19 protein-coding genes are annotated in these 21,779 nt (G+C 70.4%); 8 read left to right on the plus strand and 11 right to left on the minus strand.

Translation table 11 applies throughout. The features are described from left to right. Nucleotides 1-155: 155 nt before the first annotated feature. The 3 genes from P5G59_RS12910 to P5G59_RS12920 all read left to right on the plus strand — a co-directional run bounded on the left by P5G59_RS12910 (nt 156) and on the right by P5G59_RS12920 (nt 5,915). Nucleotides 156-3,137 carry a DUF7927 domain-containing protein gene (locus tag P5G59_RS12910; protein WP_301219396.1) on the plus strand — a complete coding sequence of 994 codons (2,982 nt, stop codon included), beginning with the start codon at nt 156-158 and terminating at the stop codon, nt 3,135-3,137. Between the two features lie 100 nt (nt 3,138-3,237). After that, entirely contained in the window at nt 3,238-4,842 is a 1,605-nt protein-coding gene (locus P5G59_RS12915) for a SpaH/EbpB family LPXTG-anchored major pilin (protein WP_301219397.1), read from the plus strand. Nucleotides 4,843-5,015: 173 nt separating this feature from the next. Next, the gene (locus P5G59_RS12920; RefSeq protein ID WP_301219398.1) at nt 5,016-5,915 is read left to right on the plus strand and encodes a class C sortase; all 900 of its coding nucleotides are present in this window, start codon (nt 5,016-5,018) and stop codon (nt 5,913-5,915) included. Nucleotides 5,916-5,934: 19 nt separating this feature from the next. On the opposite strand, the gene P5G59_RS12925 is transcribed toward P5G59_RS12920, so the two are convergent. Next, nucleotides 5,935-7,380 carry a PucR family transcriptional regulator gene (locus tag P5G59_RS12925; protein WP_301219399.1) on the minus strand — a complete coding sequence of 482 codons (1,446 nt, stop codon included), beginning with the start codon at nt 7,378-7,380 and terminating at the stop codon, nt 5,935-5,937. Between the two features lie 113 nt (nt 7,381-7,493). On the opposite strand from P5G59_RS12925, the gene P5G59_RS12930 reads away from it, so the two are divergent. Then, the gene (locus P5G59_RS12930) at nt 7,494-8,591 is read left to right on the plus strand and encodes an alcohol dehydrogenase catalytic domain-containing protein (RefSeq protein WP_301219400.1); all 1,098 of its coding nucleotides are present in this window, start codon (nt 7,494-7,496) and stop codon (nt 8,589-8,591) included. A gap of 28 nt (nt 8,592-8,619) precedes the next feature. Further along, nucleotides 8,620-10,053 (plus strand): APC family permease, encoded by a 1,434-nt coding sequence (locus P5G59_RS12935; protein WP_301219401.1) that lies wholly within the window; start codon nt 8,620-8,622, stop codon nt 10,051-10,053. 13 nt (nt 10,054-10,066) lie between these two features. Here P5G59_RS12935 and P5G59_RS12940 read toward each other — a convergent pair whose 3' ends face one another. From P5G59_RS12940 to P5G59_RS12970, 7 genes are all read right to left on the minus strand, one after another. Further along, nucleotides 10,067-11,275, minus strand: coding sequence for a sensor histidine kinase (locus P5G59_RS12940; protein WP_301219402.1), 1,209 nt, complete (start codon nt 11,273-11,275; stop codon nt 10,067-10,069). After that, nucleotides 11,272-11,940: a response regulator transcription factor gene (locus P5G59_RS12945; protein ID WP_301219403.1), complete on the minus strand. Its 669-nt coding sequence runs from the start codon at nt 11,938-11,940 to the stop codon at nt 11,272-11,274. Before P5G59_RS12945 ends, P5G59_RS12940 begins: the two co-directional genes overlap by 4 nt. 20 nt (nt 11,941-11,960) lie before the next feature. Beyond that, a complete protein-coding gene (locus P5G59_RS12950; RefSeq protein WP_301219404.1) occupies nt 11,961-12,713 on the minus strand; it encodes an FAD:protein FMN transferase in 753 nt (250 codons plus the stop codon). Then, on the minus strand, nt 12,710-13,237 hold the full coding sequence (locus tag P5G59_RS12955) for an FMN-binding protein (protein WP_301219405.1): 528 nt from the start codon (nt 13,235-13,237) through the stop codon (nt 12,710-12,712). Before P5G59_RS12955 ends, P5G59_RS12950 begins: the two co-directional genes overlap by 4 nt. Next, complete coding sequence (locus P5G59_RS12960) at nt 13,234-14,604, minus strand: ferredoxin reductase family protein (RefSeq protein WP_301219406.1); 1,371 nt, start codon at nt 14,602-14,604, stop codon at nt 13,234-13,236. Before P5G59_RS12960 ends, P5G59_RS12955 begins: the two co-directional genes overlap by 4 nt. A gap of 103 nt (nt 14,605-14,707) precedes the next feature. Beyond that, a complete protein-coding gene (locus tag P5G59_RS12965; RefSeq protein WP_301219407.1) occupies nt 14,708-15,403 on the minus strand; it encodes an aspartate/glutamate racemase family protein in 696 nt (231 codons plus the stop codon). Between the two features lie 13 nt (nt 15,404-15,416). After that, nucleotides 15,417-16,805 (minus strand): APC family permease, encoded by a 1,389-nt coding sequence (locus P5G59_RS12970; protein WP_301219408.1) that lies wholly within the window; start codon nt 16,803-16,805, stop codon nt 15,417-15,419. A gap of 115 nt (nt 16,806-16,920) precedes the next feature. Between P5G59_RS12970 and P5G59_RS12975 the strand changes: the two genes are divergently transcribed. The 3 genes from P5G59_RS12975 to P5G59_RS12985 all read left to right on the plus strand — a co-directional run bounded on the left by P5G59_RS12975 (nt 16,921) and on the right by P5G59_RS12985 (nt 19,864). Continuing rightward, nucleotides 16,921-17,616: a hypothetical protein gene (locus P5G59_RS12975; RefSeq protein WP_301219409.1), complete on the plus strand. Its 696-nt coding sequence runs from the start codon at nt 16,921-16,923 to the stop codon at nt 17,614-17,616. 107 nt (nt 17,617-17,723) lie between these two features. After that, entirely contained in the window at nt 17,724-18,485 is a 762-nt protein-coding gene (locus P5G59_RS12980; RefSeq protein WP_301219410.1) for an EAL domain-containing protein, read from the plus strand. A gap of 59 nt (nt 18,486-18,544) precedes the next feature. Further along, entirely contained in the window at nt 18,545-19,864 is a 1,320-nt protein-coding gene (locus tag P5G59_RS12985; RefSeq protein ID WP_301219411.1) for a sensor domain-containing diguanylate cyclase, read from the plus strand. Between the two features lie 90 nt (nt 19,865-19,954). On the opposite strand, the gene P5G59_RS12990 is transcribed toward P5G59_RS12985, so the two are convergent. From P5G59_RS12990 to P5G59_RS13000, 3 genes are read right to left on the minus strand one after another with little or no spacing between them, the layout of a single operon-like run. Further along, entirely contained in the window at nt 19,955-20,533 is a 579-nt protein-coding gene (locus P5G59_RS12990) for a DUF3618 domain-containing protein (RefSeq protein WP_301219412.1), read from the minus strand. Further along, nucleotides 20,530-20,946, minus strand: a complete 417-nt coding sequence (locus tag P5G59_RS12995) for a phage holin family protein (RefSeq protein WP_301219413.1) — start codon at nt 20,944-20,946, stop codon at nt 20,530-20,532. The genes P5G59_RS12990 and P5G59_RS12995 overlap by 4 nt, the downstream gene beginning before the upstream one ends. Beyond that, the gene (locus P5G59_RS13000) at nt 20,943-21,710 is read right to left on the minus strand and encodes a hypothetical protein (protein WP_301219414.1); all 768 of its coding nucleotides are present in this window, start codon (nt 21,708-21,710) and stop codon (nt 20,943-20,945) included. Before P5G59_RS13000 ends, P5G59_RS12995 begins: the two co-directional genes overlap by 4 nt. Between the last annotated feature and the right edge of the window lie 69 nt (nt 21,711-21,779).

The raw sequence follows: 21,779 nt of genomic DNA on the forward strand, positions 1-21,779 counted from the left end.
CCCGCATCCGTGAGCCGACCCCGGTCGGCTCACGGATGGTTCGCTGAGGATCAACCGGACATGAAACACGCCATGCGCCCCTTGCTGGGGGCCGCCACCCACCCGACCCCGTGCACCCTTCGCACGGTCGAGGCCCGAAAGGGTGTGACCGGTCGATGATGGTCACCTACCGGGTGCTCGCCACCCGCCGGCGGCGGTTGGCCGGGATCCTCGCCCTCTGCGTGGCCGTCGGGGTCGTCGTCGCGACGCTCGTGCTGCCGCAGTACTTCTCTAACGCGGGTTCGAACGGCGTGTCGACGCTGTACAAGACCGCGACCAACCTCGCCATCGGCTCCAAGGCCTCATCGAGCGACTCGCCCGCCGGGGCCGTCGTCGGCGAGGCCGCGCCGGGCGACACGATCCAGTGGGTCGTCAGCTACCAGAACGACACCAGTGCTCCGGCCACGGTCAATCTCACCGACAACATCAAGAACGCGGGCAATTTCATCCCCGGATCCGTGCGGCTGCCCCCGAACCCGAACGGCCTCGGCGCACTGACCCCGCAGTACTCGATCGACAACGGCAACTCCTGGGTCTCCGGAACCGCTCCGGCGAACGCCACCGGAATCGGGTGGACGGGCACCGTCGTTCCGCAGGGAACGAGGCAGCTGTCCACCAACTTCCCGAGCCCGACCGCGAACGTGGTGGCGACGAGCGGAGGCGACGCGTACAACGTCGTCGTCAAGAATGGGCTGATCTACGGCGTCTACCATCACCGCACCGGCAACGTCGTGTACTGCTCCCGGATGGACGGGACGACCTGCCCCGGGTGGCCGACCGGGTCCAATGCGCAGTACTGGTCGGATGTCATCGGGACGCCGATCGGAACGGGCACGCAGTTCGCGGGCTTCACGGGCTGGCAGGGCGGCACATGGATCTCGGGGAACAGGCTCTACTGGCTGGCCGGATTGACCACGGCGGCCAGCGCCGGCGTCGCCTGCCTGGACATCTCGACCGCGAAGAGCTGCGGCTACAGCGTGATCGCGAACGGCCAGATCCCGGGCTTCAACAACGGCGCTCAGGTGGGCAGCACCGCGATCCCCGCTGCGAACGGGAACATCTACGTTGCGACGATCAGCGGCGGCACCAGGAACAGCATCTTCTGTGTCAGTCCGACGGCCGGAGCGGTGTGCGCCGGCGGCGCCACGCTCAACAGCGGGGTGAGCACGCTCTACCCGCCGACCCTCGCCACGTTCGGGGACTACGTGTTCGCGAGCGTGCAGCCGACCAACACGTCCAGTTCGTGGCAGACGTACTGCTACCGGCCGAGCACCAACGCCCTCTGCTCGGGCAGCTGGCCGGTCGTGACGTCCATCCCGCCCGCTTTCACGGGGACGCCGTTCGCCCCGATCCTCTCGAGCACCGGCGCCCTGACCGGGATCTGCACGATCGCCAACGGCGCGGGCACCTCCTCGAAATGCTGGAACCTCAGCGGCACGGCACTGTCCAACAACCCGTACACCGGGACGGGCGCCGCCTACACCGGCAACGGGAACGGCGCAGGCGACACCTACGTGATCGGGACGAAGGTCTACGGGAGCGCGGGGAGCACCGTCTTCTGCGTCGACTTCGCCTCGTATTCGGGAACGGGCACCGTTCCGAACTGCACCGGGTTCACCCGTCCGTCCAACTCGATCAACTACACCGTCCGCTCCGCCTCCGACGTTGCCCCGAACTGCCTCGTGGCGACCGGCGACTACGGCGTGATCACCTTCTTCAACGCGATCACCGGCGGAGGGTGCACCGGCGTCTCGGGTCCGGCGAACCTGACGGTCACCCCGACGAGCTACTACTGCGGGTCGGGCGCCGCCGGCTTCACGGGCTGGAACGCCCTCACCCTTCCCGGGCTGGTCGCGGGCACCTACACGAACTCGACCATCACTCTGAAAGACCAGAACAACGCCGTGATCCCGGGATTCAACGGTGTGACGCTGGCAGCCGGCGGCACGCTGAACCTGTCGTCGATCCCCACCTCCGTCACCTCGATCACCGCATCGGTCACGATCAACGGCATCAACGATCCGTCGGGCGTCGTCAGCGGCCAGATCTCGATCACCTGGCAGGGCAAGCCGCCGGAGATGTGCTTCCAGACGGTCATCCCGCGAGTCGCCTGCGACGCGACGGGGCCCGCGACGATCTCCAACTCCGCCAACGCGGTGACGGTCTCGGCGGCCGGAAACGACAAGCCGGGCGGCAACACGACCGGCCCGGTCAGCTATCTGGTCTCGGCGGATCCGTATCAGTGCTCGCTGCTGATCAAGAAGACCTCGGGCGTGCAGAGCGCCGTGCCAGGAGGGAAGGTCGCCTACAGCGTCACAGTCACCAACAACGGACAGCTCGACTACAACAGCGCTGCGTTCTCCGACGACCTGACCGACCTCCTGAAGGATGCGATCTACAACGCCGACCACGCCGCGACCTCCGGAGTGGTGACCTACACCGCGCCCAAGATCTCGTGGTCCGGGCCGCTCGCCTCCGGTGCCACCGTCACGGTCACGTACTCGGTGACGGTGAAGAGCCCGGACGGCGGCGACCACTCGCTGGTCAACACGGTCGTCTCGCCCACCTGGAAGACCAACTGTGCCGAAGGGTCGAAAGACGCGAAGTGCACCGTGACGGTCCCCATCGACGTCAAAGACGTCGCGTGGCACAAGGTCGACTCGAGCGCGTCCGCCAACATCCTGACCGGCGCGGCCTGGACGTTCACCCCCGTGGACGGCACGGGCAAGCCCACCGGACCGGCGATCGTCGTCAACGACTGCGTCGCGGCCTTCGCAGCGCAGTGCACGGGGCCCGACATCGATCCGATCGGTGGAGTCTTCCGGCTCACCGATCTCGGGCCGGGCACGTACCAGCTCGTCGAGACCCAGGCCCCGATCGGCTTCAGGCTCGACCCGAAGCCGATCCCGGTGACCGTGACGTCTGCTTCGACGACGGTCCAGCTGCCCGACGTGGCGAACGTGCAGCTGCCCGTCCCGGCCATCCCGTTCACGGGTGGCCTCGGCACGGACGCTCTGACGTTCACGGCGCTCAGCGTCTTCGCCGTCGCGCTGGCCCTCGGCGTATGGCAGCTGATCCGCCGTCGACGGAATGTCTGAATCCGATCCGGATCCCGCGTCGTGAATCGCCCAGATCCACGTCTTCATAGATGAGAGCTCGCATCGCACCAGAGCGGTGGAGAAAGGAAACGAAACCTCAATGACCGCAATCACACGGCACCGCGGGCGCAGGGCCCTGGCTGTCGGAACGGCCCTGACGCTGGGTGTCCTCGGGGCATTCGCATCCAGTGCCGCGGCGAACGCCGCTTCGATCGACACCAGTCAGCAGGGGTCGATCATCGTCCACAAGTTCGCCAACACCGGCGACGGCAAGCAGACACCCGACGGCACCGGCACGAACCCGACCACCAAGCCGATTTCCGGCGTGGTCTTCGAGTACTGCCCGATCACCGGCGTCAATCTGTTCGACGGCACGAACGCCGGGTGGGACGCCCTGAACGCGATAACGCCGGCTCAGAAGATCGCCGCCCAGACCGGGACGAAACTGGCGAACTACAACCTGGGCCAGTGCACCAGGCTGGCGGCGACCGATGCCAACGGCACGGCGACCTCGGCGAAGCTGCCGCTCGGGCCGTACTTCGTGCGCGAGGTCCAGGCCCCCGCCGGCGTGGTCGAGAAGTCCGCGCCGTTCATCGTGACCCTGCCGACGCCGCAGAAGGCGAACGATCAGGTCAACCTGAACGGCAACTGGGTCTACGACGTCAACGTCTACCCGAAGAACACGGTCGCCGAGGCCCCGAAGAAGAACGTGGTCGACCAGGAGAACAGCGGCGCGGTTCTCGGTGCCCCGGTGAAATACGAGGTCACCCAGCTGATCCCGGCGCTCGCCGCGGGCCAGACCTACACCAAGTTCTCGGTGGTCGACGACCTCGACACGAAGCTGACCCCCATCACGACCGCGGGCACCGTGACCGTCAAGCTCGACGGCACCGCGCTGGTCGCGGGAACCGACTTCACCGCGACCTGGGCCGGTCAGAAGCTCACGGTCACCCTCACCGCTGCGGGGCTCGCCAAGCTCGTGCCGGGCAAGAACATCGTCGTCGGCTTCCAGGCCAAGGCGAACGCCCCGGGCGAGATCAAGAACACCGCGTACGTGAACCTCAACGACTTCGTGCTGACCCCCGGCCAGCCGAACACCCCGGACGGCTCTCCGACCAACGAGAAGGTCACCCGCTGGGGCGACCTGACCGTCCAGAAGGTCAACAAGTCCAACGCGAACGACGGCCTGAAGGGCGCGAAGTTCGAGGTCTACCAGGGCACCACCGACCAGCAGGGTCAGTGCCTCCCGGACATCAGCACCGGCTTCACCCAGGTGAAGGACCCGGCGAGCGGCAACGCGTACCAGGTCACCTCCGACGACAGCGGCAAGGTCTTCATCCCGGGTCTCTGGATCGGTGACACCGAGACCACGGTCGCGGCCGACGGTACCGTGTCGAACACCACCAAGGCCGGCCACGACTTCCAGCAGCGCTGCTACGTGCTGAAGGAGATCCTGGCGCCGAACGGCTTCGTCCTGCCGACCGGCACCGCGGCCCTCACCGCGGTCATGGTCAAGGTCGGCGCCAACGGCACCACCCCGCTCGTGAAGATCGAGAACGTCCAGCAGGGCGTGCCCGAGCTTCCGTTCACCGGTTCCAGCGTGCAGGTGGCGCTGACGGTCGGCGGCATCGCGCTGCTCGTCATCGCGCTCGGCGGGGTCATGCTGATCCGTCGTCGCCGCGCGACGAGCAACGAGAACGCCTGATCGGTCTCGCAACCGACTGAGGGGGCGGGCCGGCCTGTCCGGTCCGCCCCCTTCGCACATTCCGAACCCGAACCCGAGACCCGAAGAACATGTCCCGTCGACGCTCACGTCATGCGCCGCCGCGGCGCCGGTGGCGTCCCGGTCCTCTCCTCCTCATCACTGCGGTCCTCGCCGTGCTCGGCGCGACGGTCCTCGCGTACTCGCCCGCGGCGAGCTGGCTGTCCGCCTACAACCAGTCCCTGGTCATCAGTAAGTACGCCGACTCGATCAAGAAGGTCCAGCCGACGGCGTCCGAACAGTTGGAGGAGGCGCATCGCTACAACAAGGCGCTCTCCAGCGGCGCCGTCCTCGAGGCGAACGCCAATGTCCCGACGGGAAGCGGCAAGAGCAGCTCCGACGAGTTCGACTACTGGAAGCTGCTCGACACACCGAGCCGTACCATGTCACGCATCCAGATCCCCAAGATCGGCGTCGACCTCCCGATCTATCACGGCACCAGCGAGGAGTCCCTGCTCAAAGGCGCCGGCCACCTCCAGGGCACATCGCTGCCCGTCGGCGGGAAGAACACCCGCTCGGTCATCACCGCGCACCGCGGGCTCGCGGACGCGACCATGTTCACCGACCTCGACAAGATCCAGGTCGGCGATCGGTTCATCGTCACGACCTTCGGGCAGGTCCTCACGTATCAGGTCATCGACACGCGCGTCGTCGACCCGGAGGACACCACCACCCTCCGGCAGCAGGCAGGGAAGGACCTGGTCACCCTGGTGACCTGCACGCCGCTCGGCATCAACACGCACCGCATCCTGGTGACGGGCCAGCGGATCACGCCGACGCCGCCGAAGGACGAGGCGACGGCGAAGAGGACGACGGCGACGCTGCAGTTCCCCTGGTGGGCGGTGGTCTACCTGACCGCGATCCTGCTCATCGTCGCGTACACGTGGTGGGCGGGCCGCAGCTACCCGAAGGACGAATTCCCCGACGGCCGGAAGCGCTCGGGACGCCGCAGGGCTCCCCGCAGAAGGCTGCACGGCTCGCGCCGCAACCCGCCCGGGGTCGGCGCCGGCCCGTGACCAGCCGAGCCCCGGCCCGTCAGCCCGACGCCGGCCGCGCCGATCCGCCGAGAGCGCGCAGGGCCAGCCAGGCGGCGGTGCGGTCGTCCGCGTCGGCGAGCGACAGGCCGAGCAGCCCCTCGATCCGGTGGATGCGCGAGGTCAGAGTCTGGCGGTGCACGCCGAGGCGGTCGGCCGTCGCGCCCCACGCGCCGTTCTCGGCCAGGTACACGCGAAGGGTCTCGGTCAGGTCGCCGTGCCGGCCGCCGTCGTCACGCAGCGGGTCGAGCAGCCTCGCGACCCGGACGGCGTCCTCGTCCGCGAGGCGATCGAGCACCAGCTCGATCGTCGGGATGCTTCGATAGCGGACGACGCGCCGCCCCTCCGCGCGCGCCGACTCGACGGCATGGCCGGCCTCCGCCGCGCTTCCCGCCAGCGCGTCCGTCGCGGCCGGGTTCCCGACGCCGAGGAAGATCGCGGACGAGTACGCCTCCACGCGCGCGGCCACGGCATCCACCTGGTCGTCGCGCAGGAAGCCGGTGACGACGCCGTGCCGCTCGGTGAGGATGTGCGCGGCTCCGAGCTCGTCGAGCCAGTGCGACACCAGCCGCTCCACCTCGACGGACGTGGACCGCGCGGTCAGCGCGAACGCGGTGAGCGAGCTCTCGTGCACGCCCCACTGCCGCAGCAGCGACGCCGCGGCCGGCCCGCCCGCGAGCAGCGCATCGATCATCACCGCGCGGCCGAGCCGTTCCGTCCTGGTCGGGTCGTCCGTCCTGAGCACGAGGTCGAGGAGGGCGGCCGCCTGCGAGCCGAGCTCGCGCGCCCGGCTCGACGACTCGGTGCGCGGGCTCACCACCAGTCGCGCCGAGAGGTCCTCGCCCGACCCCACGACGTGCACCTGCAGCGCCCGGTGCCTCACGCGCACGGGACGCGACAGCGCGACGGCCATCGCATCCTGAACGTGCAGCGCCCCCGCGCCGGCGCTCGTGATCACCTGCCCGTGCCGGTCGAGCAGCACCGCCCAACCGTCGATCCGGTGCGCGAGCTCGGCGACGACGCCGGAGACGCCGCCGCGCCGCGCGGCCAGGGTGAGCACCTTCATGGCACTCGTCACCGCACGATCCTCCGCGGCCTGGTCGACGGCGAGGAGCGCCGCGAGCACGGGCTCGAGCAGGTCGTCGGTGGGTGCGGTGCCGACGATCGCCGTGGTGCCGGTTCGTTCGAGCGCGTGCAGCAGCGCTGCATCCTCCGAGTGGCAGGCGACAACCGCACTGCGCAGGGACTCGGCGCGCGCGTCCCCGGCGGAGAGGGCAGCCGTGACCGCCGCGGCAGGGGCGACCACGAGAGTCGCGAACGCCGGGTGGGCGACCACGGAGAAGTCGTCGAGCGCCACCGCCGAGTCGACCGGCATCCCGGCATCCACGCGTCCCTCCACCACGCGTCCGCCGAGGGTGCGGGCGATGGAGGCGATGTCGCGGGTCACGGTCACAGTGTACGAAATGTCGAAGGAGCCCCGAGGATTCGGCATTTCTGTGAATGACATGGGGAGGGGGCGGTTCCTAGCATCGAGCGAGACCCGCACACGAAGGAGTACCCATGCAGGCCGTCGTCTTCACCGAACCGTCCGCCGCCATCGAGTTCACCGAAGTGGAGCTCGCCGCCCCCGGCCCGGGCGAGGTGCGTGTGAAGATCGCCGCCGCGGGCGTCTGCCACTCCGACCTGCACGTGAAGCGGGGCGAGTGGGACGCTCCGGCACCGCTCGTGATGGGCCACGAGGGCTCGGGAGTCGTCACCGAGCTCGGCGACGGCGTCACGTCGCTCGCGGTCGGCGACCACGTCGTGCTCAGCTGGGTACCGCCGTGCGGCGAGTGCCGCTACTGCCGGTCCGGTCACGAGGCCCGCTGCCAGAAGGTGGCGACGGTCGTCGCGCCGAAGGGCGTGCTGTTCGACGGCACCTCGCGGCTGTCGCGCGACGGCGAGACCGTGCACCACTACCTCGGCGTCTCCTCGTTCGCCGAGGAGGTCGTCGTCCCGGCCTCCGGCGCGGTCAAGGTGCGGGATGACGCGCCCCTCGACGTGATCGCGGTCGTCGGCTGCGCCGTCGCGACCGGTGTGGGCGCCGTCCTCAACACCGCCGCGGTCGAGCCCGGCTCGACGGTCGCCGTGATCGGCTGCGGGGGAGTGGGACTCAACGTCGTACAGGGCGCGAAGCTTGCGGGAGCCGAGCGGATCGTCGCCATCGACGTGCTCGCCGACAAGACCCAGATGGCGCTGCAGTTCGGCGCGACCGACCGCATCGACGCCTCCAAGGCCGACGCGGTCGAGCAGCTGTTCGAGCTCATCCCGGACGGCGTCGACTACGCCTTCGACGCGATCGGGCGCACCACCACCACCGAGCAGGCCATCCGGATGCTCGGCCTCGGCGGCGCCGCGGTGATCGTCGGCCTGCCGCCGACGGGCGCGAAGGCGTCGTTCGAGCCGCTCGTGCTGGCGGAGGCCGACCAGCGCATCCTCGGCTCCAACTACGGCTCCGTCCGTCCGTCCATCGACATCCCCGCCCTGGTCGACCGCTACATGGACGGCCAGCTGAAGCTCGACCCGCTGATCTCCGGCCGCCGACCCCTGGCCGAGGCGGCGGAGGCCTTCGACGACCTCGAGGCCGGGTCCGTCCTACGCACCCTCCTCATCCCCTAGCCCGACCCGAACGACTCACTGGAGAGCCATGTCAACCACACAGACCCGGGCCAGCAGCCCGACCGACGCCGGGCTCCGCCACGGCGTGATGAGCGGGCCGGAGCTCGCGGCCCAGGCCATCGCCAACATCGCCCCGAGCGCGGTCATCGCCTTCACGGCCATGTCGATCTTCGTCGGCGCAGGCAACGGGACGATCTACTCGTTCATCCTCGCCACCATCGTCATCCTCTGCGTCGGCTACTGCGTCGTCGTCTTCGCCCGGAAGCACGCCTCTGCGGGCTCCCTCTACACCTACGTGGCGAAGGGTCTCGGCCCGACCGGCGCCTACCTGGCCGGCGTCACGCTGGTGATCGGCTGCTGGGGCATCGCGGCCGGCTCGCTCGGCGGCGCGGTGTCGTACTTCAACCAGTTCCTCGTGCTGCTGGGCGTTCCCGCGGGCGGCGTCGGCTGGTACATCGGCCTCGCGGTGGTGCTCGGCGGGCTGGCGACGCTGTTCACCATCCGTGGCATCCGCCTCTCCGCCCGGGTCTCGCTCGTGCTCGAGCTGGTGTCGGTGACGATCATCACCATCCTGCTGGTCGCCGCTCTGGTGTGGGCGGGACCTGCGGCCTGGGATCCCGCACAGGTCTTCGCCCAGGGGGCGCCGTTCCAGGGCATCGCGGCCGGCATGGTGCTCGGCATCCTCGGCTTCGTCGGCTTCTCGTCGGCGGACGCTCTCGGCCGCGAGGCGAAGAACCCGTACACCGCGATCCCGCGCGCCATCATGTGGAGCGCCGTCGTCGTCGGCGTGCTCTACGTGTTCGCCGCCTACACGCAGATCGCCGTGCTGCACGACGACCTCGCCACGAGCGCGAGCCCGCTGGAGGACATCGCGAAGCTCATCGGGATGCCGTCCTGGTTCGCGCCCGTGCTCACCTTCGGCGTCGGCGCGTCGTTCTTCGCCGTGGTCGTCGCACCGCTGAACGTCGTGGGCCGCGTGCTCTACGTGATGGGCAAGGAGGGCGTGCTGCCCGAGCGCTTCGGCCGCACGCACGAGCGTCACCTCACCCCGCACCGCGTCCTCCTGGTCGCGGGGCCTGCGGCGATCGTGCTCGACATCATGCTGCTCGCGGTCGGCGCGAACCCGATGGACATCGTCGTCTGGGTGGACACGTACGGCACCTACGGCTACATGGTCGCGTACGCGCTGGTCGCCATCGCCTGCATCGTCTACACCCGCCGTGCGGGCATCCCGAACCGTCTGGTCTGGGTGTGCGCGGTCGTCGCGGTCGCCGCCATGGCGTACGTGTTCTTCGCGAACGTCTGGCCGGTGCCGGCGTTCCCGCTCAACGTCATCCCGTACCTCTTCCTGCTGACGCTGGTCGGTGCGGTGGTGTGGTTCGCGTACCTGCGCAAGCGCCGGCCGCAGGTGATCGAGAACATCGGCAACACCGAGACGGATGCGCTGGAGGGCGTCGGCTAGGCGGCCAGGCGCGTCACTGCCGCTTCGGCAGCCGCACAGTGACGACCGCACCACCCTCCGGGCGATTGGACGCGTCCACCGTCCCGTGATGGCGGCTCACCACCTCGGCGACAAGCGCCAGCCCGAGTCCGTAGTGGCGCCCGTGCGGTTCGGCGGTCTGCGCGTCGCGAGCGCTGGCGAACCGGTCGAACGCGCGATCCTCGACGCCCTCCGAGAAGCCGGGTCCGTCGTCCTGCACCGTGAGCAGCACGCTGTCGCGGTGCGGACCGACGGTGACGGAGATGTGCGAGCGGGCGTGGTCGAGGGCGTTGTCGATCAGTGCGACGATCATGCGGCGGAGCGACACCGGGGCGCCGGTGACGAGCGAGCCGGGTTCCGGTGACACGTCGATGGTGACGTCCCGCTCCTCCGCGCGGCCCTCTGCGGCCCGCGCGACGGCGCCGGCGAGCTCGGCCAGGTCGACCTCGACCGCCTCCGCGGTCTGCCGGGGGTCGGCGGCCGTGAGCAGGTCCTGCACGATCTCGGTGAGTGCGCGGCTGTCGTCCACGATCTCGTCGAGGCCGGTCCGCACCTCCTCGTCGGCGTCCGTCGAGACGACGTGCCGGCGCAGCAGCTGGGCGCGCGTGCTCAGCAACGTCAGCGGCGTGCGGAGCTCGTGGCCAGCGTCGGCCACGAACCGCCGCTGCAGCGAGAGCGCGTCCGCCAGCGGGCGGATCGATCGGCGGGCGAGGAAGAGGCCGACCAACGCGGCCGCGACGGTGGCGATCACTCCGGAGGCGACCAGGGCGACGAGCAGGCGGGCGAGCTCCTCCTGCTGCTCGCCGAGGCCGTAGGCGATCTGGACGACGCGGCCGTTGCGCACATCCGTCTCGACCAGGTAGCGCCGGCCGTCCGCCTCCACCTCGCCGGAGACCGAGCCGCCGTTCTGCTCCACTTGGGCGAGTGCCTGCTCGTCCGGCAGGCCCTCCGGCAGGTCGGGGGAGCTCTCCCGGCTGCCGTCCGGTCCGACGGCGGTCACCAGGAGGTTGCGCGGTGCATCGTGCGGCGAGTCGACCATCGAGGCGTCGGCCAGCACCTTGCGCGCGGCCTCGGCCTGGCCCGCGGCGACGACCGAGAAGACGACGACGCCGAGCGCGACGAAGAGGCCCACGATGATGAGGGCGAACTGGAGGGCGAGCCGCCGCGATGCGGTGCGCAGCTCGCGCTCGTCGGCGCTGGTCACGGCAGGGCGCCCATCCGGTAGCCGACCCCGCGGACCGTCTCGACGAGGGTGCGGCCGAACTTGCGCCGCAGGTGGTGCACGTAGGTGTCGACGACGCCGGGGTCGTCGGCCGCGGCGAACACCTCGTCGAGCAGGAGTGCGCGCGAGAAGACCTGCTCGGGTCGCCGGGCCAGCAGCTCCAGGAGCGCGGCCTCGCGTTCGGAGAGCACCGTGCGGCTGCCGTCGTCCAGGGTCACCGTGCGGCTCCCGGTGTCGATGCGGCCGCCGGGAAAGCGGACGGTCGGCACCACAGCGGCGGCCCGCCGGGTCAGCGCGCGCACCCTTGCCACCAGCTCGTCGATGTCGAACGGCTTCGCCAGGTAGTCCTCCGCTCCTGCGTTGAGGCCGTCGACGCGGTCGGGCGCCGTGCCGAGCGCGGAGAGCACCAGGATCGGGGTCGTGACGCCGTGCTCGCGCAGGCGCCGCAGCACGTCCAGCCCTTCGATCGCGGGGAGGCCGCGGTCGAGCACCATCACGTCGAACGCCTCCGACAGGCCCAGGTGCAGGGCACGCTGGCCGTCGCCCGCCCGGCTGACCTCGAAGCCCTCCGATGCGAGGAGGCTGTCGAGCATCCCGGCGAGCCGGCTGTCGTCCTCCGCGACCAGCACCCGCGGCTTTCCGCTCACGTCCGAAGTATAGGTCTCGGTCACGCGGCGCTCGCCGGGGGTGCGAACGTCAGCTCGCCCGCGCCGGCCAGGCGGCCCGCCGCGTCGAGCACCAGGACGCCGCGCGCGCCGGCCTGCAGTGCGAGCGGGATGCCCGCAGCACCCAGGGCGAAGACCGCGGTCGCCCAGACGTCGGCCGTCGTGAGGTCGTCCGCGACGACGGTCGCGCTGAGCAGGGCGTGCGGGGTCGAGCCGTCCCGTCCGTCGACGATGTGGTCGCCGCGCTCGTAGGCGCCGGAGGTGGCGACGGCGCCGTCCCGCACGGAGAGGGCGGCCAGCATCCCGGCGGGGGAGTGCGGCGAGCGGATGCCGACGGTCCAGGGCCGGCCGTCGCCGGGGCTCCCGGAGACGACGACGTCCCCTCCGGCGTTCAGGCAGTAGTCGTGCAGTCCGGCCGCGTCGAGCTCGCGCGCGGCCCTGGCGGCGGCCCAGCCCTTGACGACGCCGTCGAGGTCCCAGGTCCCGTCCGGGCGCCGGATGCGGAACGCGCCGCCTGAGGCACGCGCGACACCCTCGCCGATCGCGACGACCTCGCGGAAGTTGTCGCTCGGCTCCGCGACCTCCCCTCCGGCCGCATTGGCGCGGCTCACCTCGCTGTCGGACCGGTAGGTGCTGAACCGCCGGTCTGCGTCGCGCAGCGCCGAGAACGCCCGCTCGGCGGCGGCCGCGACGTCGCCCGTGTCCCGGATGTCGATGGACATCGGGATCCCCATGACGGTCTCGAGGAACCTCATCGGTGGTCGATCGCCGACTGCACCGACTGGATGTAGCCCTCCGACGTGTACGTGGCTCCCGACACCGTGTCGATGTTCGCCGACTGCGAGGCCAGCACCTCCTGCTCCAGCATCGGCAGGGCCTGCTGGTCGATCTCGATGTCGCGGCCGTTGCCGTTCGGCGCCTGGATCGTGTCGACGGCGGTGATCGTGCTGCCGGAGAAGGTGACCTTGACCTGGACGGTGCCGTAGCGGGTGTCCACGGCTGATCCGGTCACGGTCTTCGTCGTCGCGGTGCTGCTCGCGGACGGAGTGGGGGTCGGCGTCGCCGTGGTCGTCGTGCCGGAGGAGGCGGAGGAGCCGGAACCGGCCGCCGTGCCCGTGCCGGCTGTGCCGGTCGAGGTCGAGGTCGACGTCGACGTGGAGGCGGCCGGAGCCGCGGCCACCTGCTCGCCGACCCCGTAGAGCTTGAGCCCCACCGTCGCGCCCATGACGACCAGGATGACGGTGAAGAGGACGGTGCCCCGCCAGGATCTGCTGTTCATGACATGCTCAGTTCTTCTCGGTGGATGAAGCGCTTCGGCATCCGCAGCATCCTCAGCGACGCCTCGACCCGCTCGCCCATGCCCTCCGGGCCGCAGATGAACGCCTCCCAGTCGTGCAGGTCGGGGATGATGCGCCGCAGCGGGTCGACGTCGAGCGGGTCGTAGCCGAGCTCGGAGCGTCGGCCGACCAGCGGCACGACCGTGACGCCGGGCAGCGACTGCAGTTCACCCAGCAGGGCCAGGTGCTGCGCCGAGCGTGCGCGGTACAGCACGACGGGCCGTGCGCCGCGTCGCACCAGCTCCTCGGCCAGAGCGCGGATCGGCCCGATGCCGGCGCCGCCGGCGACCAGCAGGATGCGGGAACGGCTGGCGCGATCGGCGGTGAACCGGCCGAAGGGGCCCTCGGCGAAGACCAGGGAGCCGGGGCGCAGGGCCGGCATCCGGCTGGAGTGGTCGCCCAGCGCGCCGACGGTGATGCGCAGATAGCCGTTCGCGGGCACGGCGGAGACCGAGTAGGGGTGCGCCGTGGCCAGGTGGCCCCAGGTGACGAAGCGGAAGAGCATGAAGTTGCCCGCCCGCACGCCCAGCCGGTCGATGTGCGGCCCGGTCAGCCAGACGCTGTTGACGCCCTGGCTCTCCGGCACCACGCTGACGACCCGCATCCTGCCGCGCCACGCGTCGAGCCCGGGCAGGATGAACCGCCACGTGAGCACGGCGGCGGCGGTGCCGAGGTAGAGCGCGATCCAGATCACCCGGTTGACGGGGTAGGCGACGAAGTGCGCACCCCCACTCAGCTGGTGCAGGAAGGTGAGGAAGATCGCGACGTACGTCGTCACGTGCAGCCAGTACCAGACCTCGTACGAGAGCTTGCGGCGGATGAGCCGTGCGCTGCTGAAGCCGACCGCGAGGAAGGCGATGGTGCCGATGAGCGCGGCGGTCATGTCGGGGTAGGTGTTCAGGAGGGAGAGGAACTCCGTCCACGGCAGGTTCCGCGACAGCAGCTCACCGCCGATGACGAGGAAGAGCACGTGCGCGACCACGAGGAAGACGACGGACGCGCCGAGCGAGCGGTGCCATGAGACGAGCCGGTCGAGTCCGACTGCGTTCTCGAACCACGGCACCCGGGCGATCAGCAGCACCTGGGCGCAGACGAGGAAGGCGCCGACCATCCCGCTCAGCTCGCCCAGCGACGTCATCGCGTCGGCGGGCGTCGCGGCGAAACCCGACGGGACGCTGAGCCACCACATCCCGAGCACCGCGACGACGCCGAGCACCATGACGAGGCGGACCGTCCGAGAACCGGCGCGCGGGTCGGCACGTCGGCCGCGAGTGCGCTCGCGGCGGGTGACCGGTGCCGGTACCGTCAAGGTCGGGTCCATACATCTCAGGATGCAGATGCATTCTTTGCGGATTCTTACGTGGCCTGGGAGCCGGCTATGTGCGCAGTATGAGTTTCGTCGGCGTCCGCCGTCAGTCCTCGTCGAGCGCGAACCGGACGGCTGCGGCCGCGTGCAGGGCCGTCGTCGGGAACGTCGGCACCGGCGCGTCCTCCGGGCGGACGAGCAGCTCGATCTCCGTGCAGCCGAGGATGACGCCCGCCGCTCCCGAGCCGACGAGGTGCGCGATCGCCTCACGGTAGATCGCGCGGGACTCCTCCCGCACGACTCCCAGGACGAGCTCGTCGTAGATGATCCGGTCGAGCTCGGCCTGCGTCTCGGCCGGCGGCACCAGCACCTCGAGCCCGTGCGACGCGAGCCGTTCGCGGTAGAACGCCTCCCGCATGGTGAAGCGCGTTCCGAGCAGCGCCACCGTCCCGACGCCCGCATCCCGCACGGCCGCCGCGGTCACATCGGCAAGGTGCAGCAGCGGGATGCCGACGGCGGCCTGCACACGGTCGGCCACCTTGTGCATGGTGTTCGTGCAGAGCACGACGCACTCGGCGCCGGCCCGTTCGAGCCGCACCGCCTCCGCCGCGAGCAGCTCACCCGCGCGCTCCCACTCGCCCTGTGCCTGCAGGCGCTCCACCTCGGCGAAGTCGACCGAGACCATGACCAGATCGGCCGAGTGAAGGCCGCCGAGCTGCTCCCGGACGCCCTCGTTGACGGCGGAGTAGTAGAGCGCGGAGCTCTCCCAGCTCATCCCGCCGAGCAGGCCGATGCGTCTCATCCCGGACCCGGTCTCAGACGGCCTTGTTGAAGCCCGTCACCGGCTGGCTCTCGTCGAAGCCGGCGACGGGACGGCGGAACCCGCGGGTCAGGAACAGCAGGTAGGCGAAGCCGATCACCGCCCAGACGATGCCGCCGATGAGCGCGTCGGAGTGGAGGTTGACCCACAGGATGCCCGTCAGCAGCATCCCGATGCCGGGGAGCACGATGAAGCGGACGATGTCCTTCGGCTTGCGGCGGCGCCCCTGGCGGATGGCGAACCAGGCGATCACCGAGATGTTGACGAAGGTGAAGGCGATGAGCGCGCCGAAGTTGATGAACGCCGAGATGAGCTCCAGCGAGAACGCCACGGCGAGCAGCGAGACGACGCCGACGAGGACGATGTTCAGCACCGGGGTCTGCGTCTTGGGGCTGATGTAGCCGAAGAAGCGGCGCGGCAGCACGTTGTTGCGGCCCATCACGAGCAGCATCCGCGACACCGAGGCGTGCGAGGCGAGGCCGGAGGCCAGGGTCGCGCAGAAGCCGGCGGAGACGAAGACCGCCTGGAACACCGGGCCGCCGACGATGAGGCCGATCTGCGGCAGCGGGTCGTCGGTGAAGTCGCCGAACGGGGTGTTGGTCGGGAAGCGCAGCTGCGTGAAGTAGGCGGCGACCAGGAAGATCGCGCCGCCGATGAGCACGGTGAGCAGGATGGCGCGCGGCATGATGCGCGGCGACTTCGCCTCCTCCGCGTACATGGTGACCGCATCGAACCCGATGAACGAGAAGCACACCACCGTCGCGCCGGTCAGCACGGCGCCGAGGGTCACGCCGTCGTGCGCGAACGGCTTCACCGAGGCGACCGTGCCGTCGCCCGCTCCTCCGGCAAGCTGCGCGACCGTCATCACGATGAAGACCGCCATGACGACGACGGCGAACACCAGCAGGATCATGTTGACGTTCGACGTGCCGCGCATGGTGAAGGCGATCAGCGTGGTGACCCCGACGCAGTAGACGACCACCCAGATCCAGCTGGGCACGGCCGGGAAGACCTGCTCCAGGTAGAGGCGGATGATCAGGCAGTTCACCATCGGCAGCAGGATGTAGTCGATGAGCGACGTCCAGCCCACCATGAACCCGACGTTGGGGTGGATGGACTCCCGGGCGTATGTGTACGCGGAACCTGCGCTCGGGATGGCGCCCGCCATCTTGCCGTAGCTCAGCGCGGTGAACATCATCACGATGAGGGCGATCAGGTAGGCGGCCGGAACGGCCCCGTCCGTCTGCCCCGAAACGATCCCGAAGGTGTCGAACACCACGGTCGGCGTCATGTAGCCGAGACCCAGTCCGACGATCGCCCACAGGCCGAGGCTCCGCCGAAGCGAGGCGCCCTTCGAGGTGGTGGCGGGCAGGGTTGTTGTCACGGGCGACTCCTTCGGGACCGGGGCAGTCCTCGTACGTTAGCCGATTTCGTTTGCCCGGCCGACTTCACCGCCGGGCGGTAGCCTGCGATGCTGGGAGCGACGAAGAGGAGATGACGTGGACGACAACGCGTTCTTCGAGCGGGCGATCCTCGCCTCGGCGGCGGGGCCGGGGGACGACGATGCGATCCGGCAGCTGCGGGCGCTGTTCACCGCCGGCGAGTTCGCGGCGTGGGAGGCGTCCCGCGGCGAGGAGCCACGGGTCACCGTGCCCGTCGGCCACGACGACGAGCGGGACCGGTACTGGGCGGAGCTCGGCGAGCACGGCATCCGAGGGGAGTCGCCGGAGTCGTACGAGGCGGCGATCGGTGACCTCGTCCCGCACGTCCGGGCCTGGGCGGGCGAGCTGACGGACGCCGGATCGCGGCTCGGCGAGACGGGCGCGCTCTCGTCGCTCGTCGGCGAGCTGGACGCGCTGTCCGACGACGAGCTGTATACCTACCTCCTCGTGCGCGTCTCCTTCGACCGCGGCCGGCTGACCTTCGGGATCGCCGAGTTCGTGGAGCAGGACGGCACGGCGATCCAGCGGGCGGTGCCCTTCGACGACGGTCACCCTCCCGCGGAGATCGACCTCACCGTCGGGGGGCGGCCGGTCAGCTACCAGAGCAGCACGCGCGGCGACCGGGTCGCGTTCTCGCGCGTCGGCGGAGGCCCCAGCATCGGCGACACCCTCCGGCAGGAGGAGCCGACCGGCGACGTGGACGCCGAGTTCCCGCAGCCCGATTACCGCCCGGCCTCCCGGGAACCGCGCTGATCGTCCCTCCCGAGCGTGGTGAGCAGCGATCCGCGGCCGGCGCCAGCCCGTTGACAGTCGGCCCCGGGCCGGGAACTATCGCGGGGGTGGCCGAGGAGGAGGTACGTGTGACAGCAGCCGACGTGGATGCGCGCGAGCTCGCCCGCGCGATCGCCGACCACCAGCTGGAAGTGCACGTGCAACCGCAGATCGACCTGCCCTCCGGCGATGTCGTCGCGGTGGAGGGGCTCTCGCGGTGGACGCATCCGCGGCTCGGGCCGATGCCGCCCGCGGAGTTCGTGGCGCTCGCCGAGGCGAGCGGCCTCATCCACGACCTCGGGCTGTTCGCACTGCGGGAGTGCTGCCGGATCGGCCGCGACTGGCGCCGGCGCGGGATCGACCTCGCCGTGGCCGTCAACGTCTCGCCGCTGCAGCTGCAGACCGACCGCTTCTTCGACGAGCTCGAGAGGCAGCTGGCCGAGTCCGGCCTGCCGCCGGCCGACCTCATCGTCGAGGTCACCGAGGCCGAGCGGATCGAGGACTACGCCGTCGTCGCCGGTCGCCTCGACATCATCCAGCAGTGGGGCGTCACGGTATCGATCGACGACTTCGGCTCGGGTCACTCGTCCATCGAGCGTGCCGTCGCCGTCCACGCGAAAGAGCTGAAGCTCGACCGCAGCCTCGTCGCCGCCGGCGATTGGGCGGCCGTCGGCGACGCCGTCGCGGTGGCAAAGCAGAGCGGGATGCGCGTCGTCGCCGAAGGGGTGGAGACCCGGGAGCAGCTGGAGCGCGTCACGGTCGCAGGTTGCGACCGCGCCCAGGGCTACTACATCGCACGCCCCTGTCAAGCGGGGGAATTCGAGGAATGGCTGCGCTCGTTCGTGCGCTAAGTTCATATCGGTATCCACCCGCAGCCATGCGGCCCGATGCGATTCCGAAGGAGTGTGCGGTGCGGCCCATAGCTGCAGACGACGTGCCGAGCGCCCTTCTCTCGCTTGACGGAGAGGGCCGGATCACCGACGCGAACGCCGTGTTCGAGGAGTGGACCGGACTCTCCCTTGCCGAGCTCACCGGCCGGCCGTTCACCTCGCTGCGCACCCGGATCGCCGGGATCGGCGGTCGCTCCGACGGTTTTGTTCGCCTGGCGAACGTCGACGGATCCTCCAGGCCCGTCATCGTGGGCAGCCGCGTCACGGACGACGGCGAGCTCCTGGTGCTCGTGGATGCGACGGAGCGCGCGGAACGCGAGCTCGAGCTGGTGCGCTCGCAGACGCTTCAGGAGCGCACAAGGAACCGGCTCCAGCTGATCATCGACTCCTCGATCGCCTTCTCTGCGGCGACGACCGAGCAGGAGCTGGTCGACATCCTGGTCGGCACCGTCGCCAAGGCGTACCAGGCGGAGCAGGTCGCGGTGTTCCTCCACGACGACACCGGCGGCTTCGCGCACAGCTCCGGGAGCAACCCGTTGCGCGACCCGCAGCAGACCGCATCGCTCGTGTCGCAGGTCTCGGCGCTGCGCTCGGTCGTGGCGATCAGCGGCACGACCGAGGGCGACGAGTTCTCGCCCGTCCTCGGGCAGGCGATGCGCGACGCCGCCATGGATGCGGTGCTCGTGTCGCCCATCCAGCACGACGACGTGCTCTTCGGGGTCTTCGTCGCGTTCTTCCTGCACCCGCGGACATTCGACTCCGAGGCTGCTCCGCTCGCCGACGCGCTCTCGAACCAGGCCGCGCAGGCGATCACGACGCTCCGCCTGCAGCGCCAGCTGGAGCACGCGGCCATGCACGACGAGACGACCGGTCTGCCGAACCGCCGCCGGCTGGAGACGCAGCTGCTGGAGTACCAGCGGTCGGTGTCGACCCTGGTCGCGACCCTCTTCATCGACCTCGACGGGTTCAAGCGGGTGAACGACGGCCTCGGCCACCACACCGGCGACCTGCTGCTGCGCGAGGTCGGCCGCCGGCTGCAGGCCACGGTCCGCCAGGAGGACCTCGTCGCGCGCTACGGCGGGGATGAGTTCGTGGTGGTCTGCGAGGTGCCCGAGCTGGCTGCGGCCGCCGACGTCGCCGACCGCATCCGCCAGGCCATCGAGAAGCCGTTCGACGACCTGCCGGAGGGCTTCCCGATCAGTGCGAGCATCGGGATGTCGATCGCGCGCACCGAGGACCCCGACTGGAACCCCGACCGCCTCGTCCGCGAGGCCGACCACGCGATGTACTCCGCGAAGAACGCGGGAGGCAACCGGGTCGTGGGCCTGCCCGTCGCCTGATCAGACTGCTGCCCGGACTCGGCCCGCTCGCGCGAAACGCGGCGGAAGACCCCGGGGGAAGCCTTCCGCCGCGTTCGCTCGGCGGGTGCGCTACTGGTCGGACTGCAGGCGCTGACCCGACTCTTCGGCCTGGTCTGTGACGTCGCCCACGCGGTCGGTCGCCTCCTCCTTGACGGTGGAGACCCCCTCCTGCGCGGTCTCCTTCACGGACTGAACGGCCTCCTGCGCCGGCTCCTTCAGGTCGCTCGCGACCTGCTTGCCGACCTCGGCCGCCTCGTGGAGCAGCGGCTGGGCGGCGTCCTTGACGCCGGAAGCGAGTTCCTGCTCCTTGCTGCTCGGCGGGATGAGGGAGGCGACGAGCGCGCCGACGCCGAAGGCGATGAGGCCGACGGCGAGCGGGTTGCCCTGCGCCTTGTGCACGACGGTGCGGCCGGCGTCCGCCACGGAGTCGCCCGCACTCGAGACGGCTCCGCCTGCGCTGCTGCTCATGTCGTCCGCCGTTCCCATGATCTTCTCGCTGATGGAGTGGAATGCGCCCTTCACCTTGCGCGTCTGGCGCTGGGCGATCTTGCTTGGCGTGACCTTGTCGGCCAGTGCGTCCACGTCGCCGCTGAGGTTGCGGCGGGTGGCCTCGATGTCGGCGCGGATCGCGTCGGGGTCGTCGCTCATCGGTTGTCTCCGTTCGGTTTCAGTGTCGGTGGGATCTCCTTGACCGTCTCCACGGTCTGCGGGGCGCCCTTCACGGTCTTCAGCTGCTTGCGCCCGACCAGGTACAGGACGAGCGCGACGATGGCCCAGATGACGGCGACGATCACCGCCGACCAGGCGTTGCCGACCAGGTAGCCCAGCGCCCACCAGAGGGCGATGGACAGGAAGAACACCGCCATGAGGCCGGCGTAGCCGGCGCCGCCGAGCAGCCCCGCACCCTTGCCTGCGCGGGTGGCGGTCTGCCGGATCTCGGCCTTGGCGAGCTCCATCTCCTGGCGGATCAGGGTGGAGAGGTCACGGCTGACCTCCCCGAGGAGCTCGCCCAGCGAACTGGTCGCCGCGCGCTCCTCCGCAGGGCTGGGCTGGTCGGTCATGGACGACCCCCGGTGTAGCCCGACCCCGGGATCTCGGGAAGATCGTTGCCGGTGCCGTCGTCGTAGAGGTCGTCATCGCCCATGGCCGCACCTGGACCGGCGCTGTAGCCGCCGGTGGTGGCGCCCGCGCCGCCGACCGAGGTGGAGGTGGGGGCCGGGCCGCTGTCGCCGGAGTCGCCTCCGCTCGCGAGCGCGCGGGTCAGCCGGCCGGCGAGAGCGCCGGCGATCGCCGCAGCGGCGATGAACGTGCCCGGGTTGCGACGGGCGTACGACTTGACCTCCTCGAGCAGCGAACCGGGGTCGCGCTGGTCGAGCCAGGTCGCGACGGAGTGGGTCCGCTGCGCGGCCTGGCGCACCAGGTCGCTGGCGACACCGCCCTGTTGGGATGCGGAGGCCATCTGGTCGAGCTCGTCGCCGACGGAGCGCAGGCCGCTCGCGACCCGCTCCTGCTGCTGCGCCGCCTGCTCCCGCAGCTCCTGCTGGGTCTGCCGGTAGAGGTCCTTCGCCTGCGACTTGGCCTCGCCTGCGACGTTCTTCGCCTGCTCGGCCGCGGTGGCGGCCACGTCCTTGCCCGCCTCCGCCGCCGCGCCTGCGACACGTCCGGCCTCCTCCTTCACGCCGCCCTGGCCGCCTCCGGCCGAGCCGTCGCCCCCGGCTTCGTCGCCGGGCCGCACCGCGTCGGGCAGGCCGGCCTCCGGGACGAGCGCGTCGCGCCTGCTGTCGAAGATCGGTGTGTCCGCGGACTGGTCGTCTGACATCGTCATGACTGCCGTTTCCTTTCGATGGATGTGTCCGGTTGGGTTGTGGGGCCCACTGAAGACACCCGGTGGAGG

This window comes from Leifsonia virtsii (assembly GCF_030433675.1).
Lineage (GTDB): Bacteria > Actinomycetota > Actinomycetes > Actinomycetales > Microbacteriaceae > Leifsonia > Leifsonia virtsii.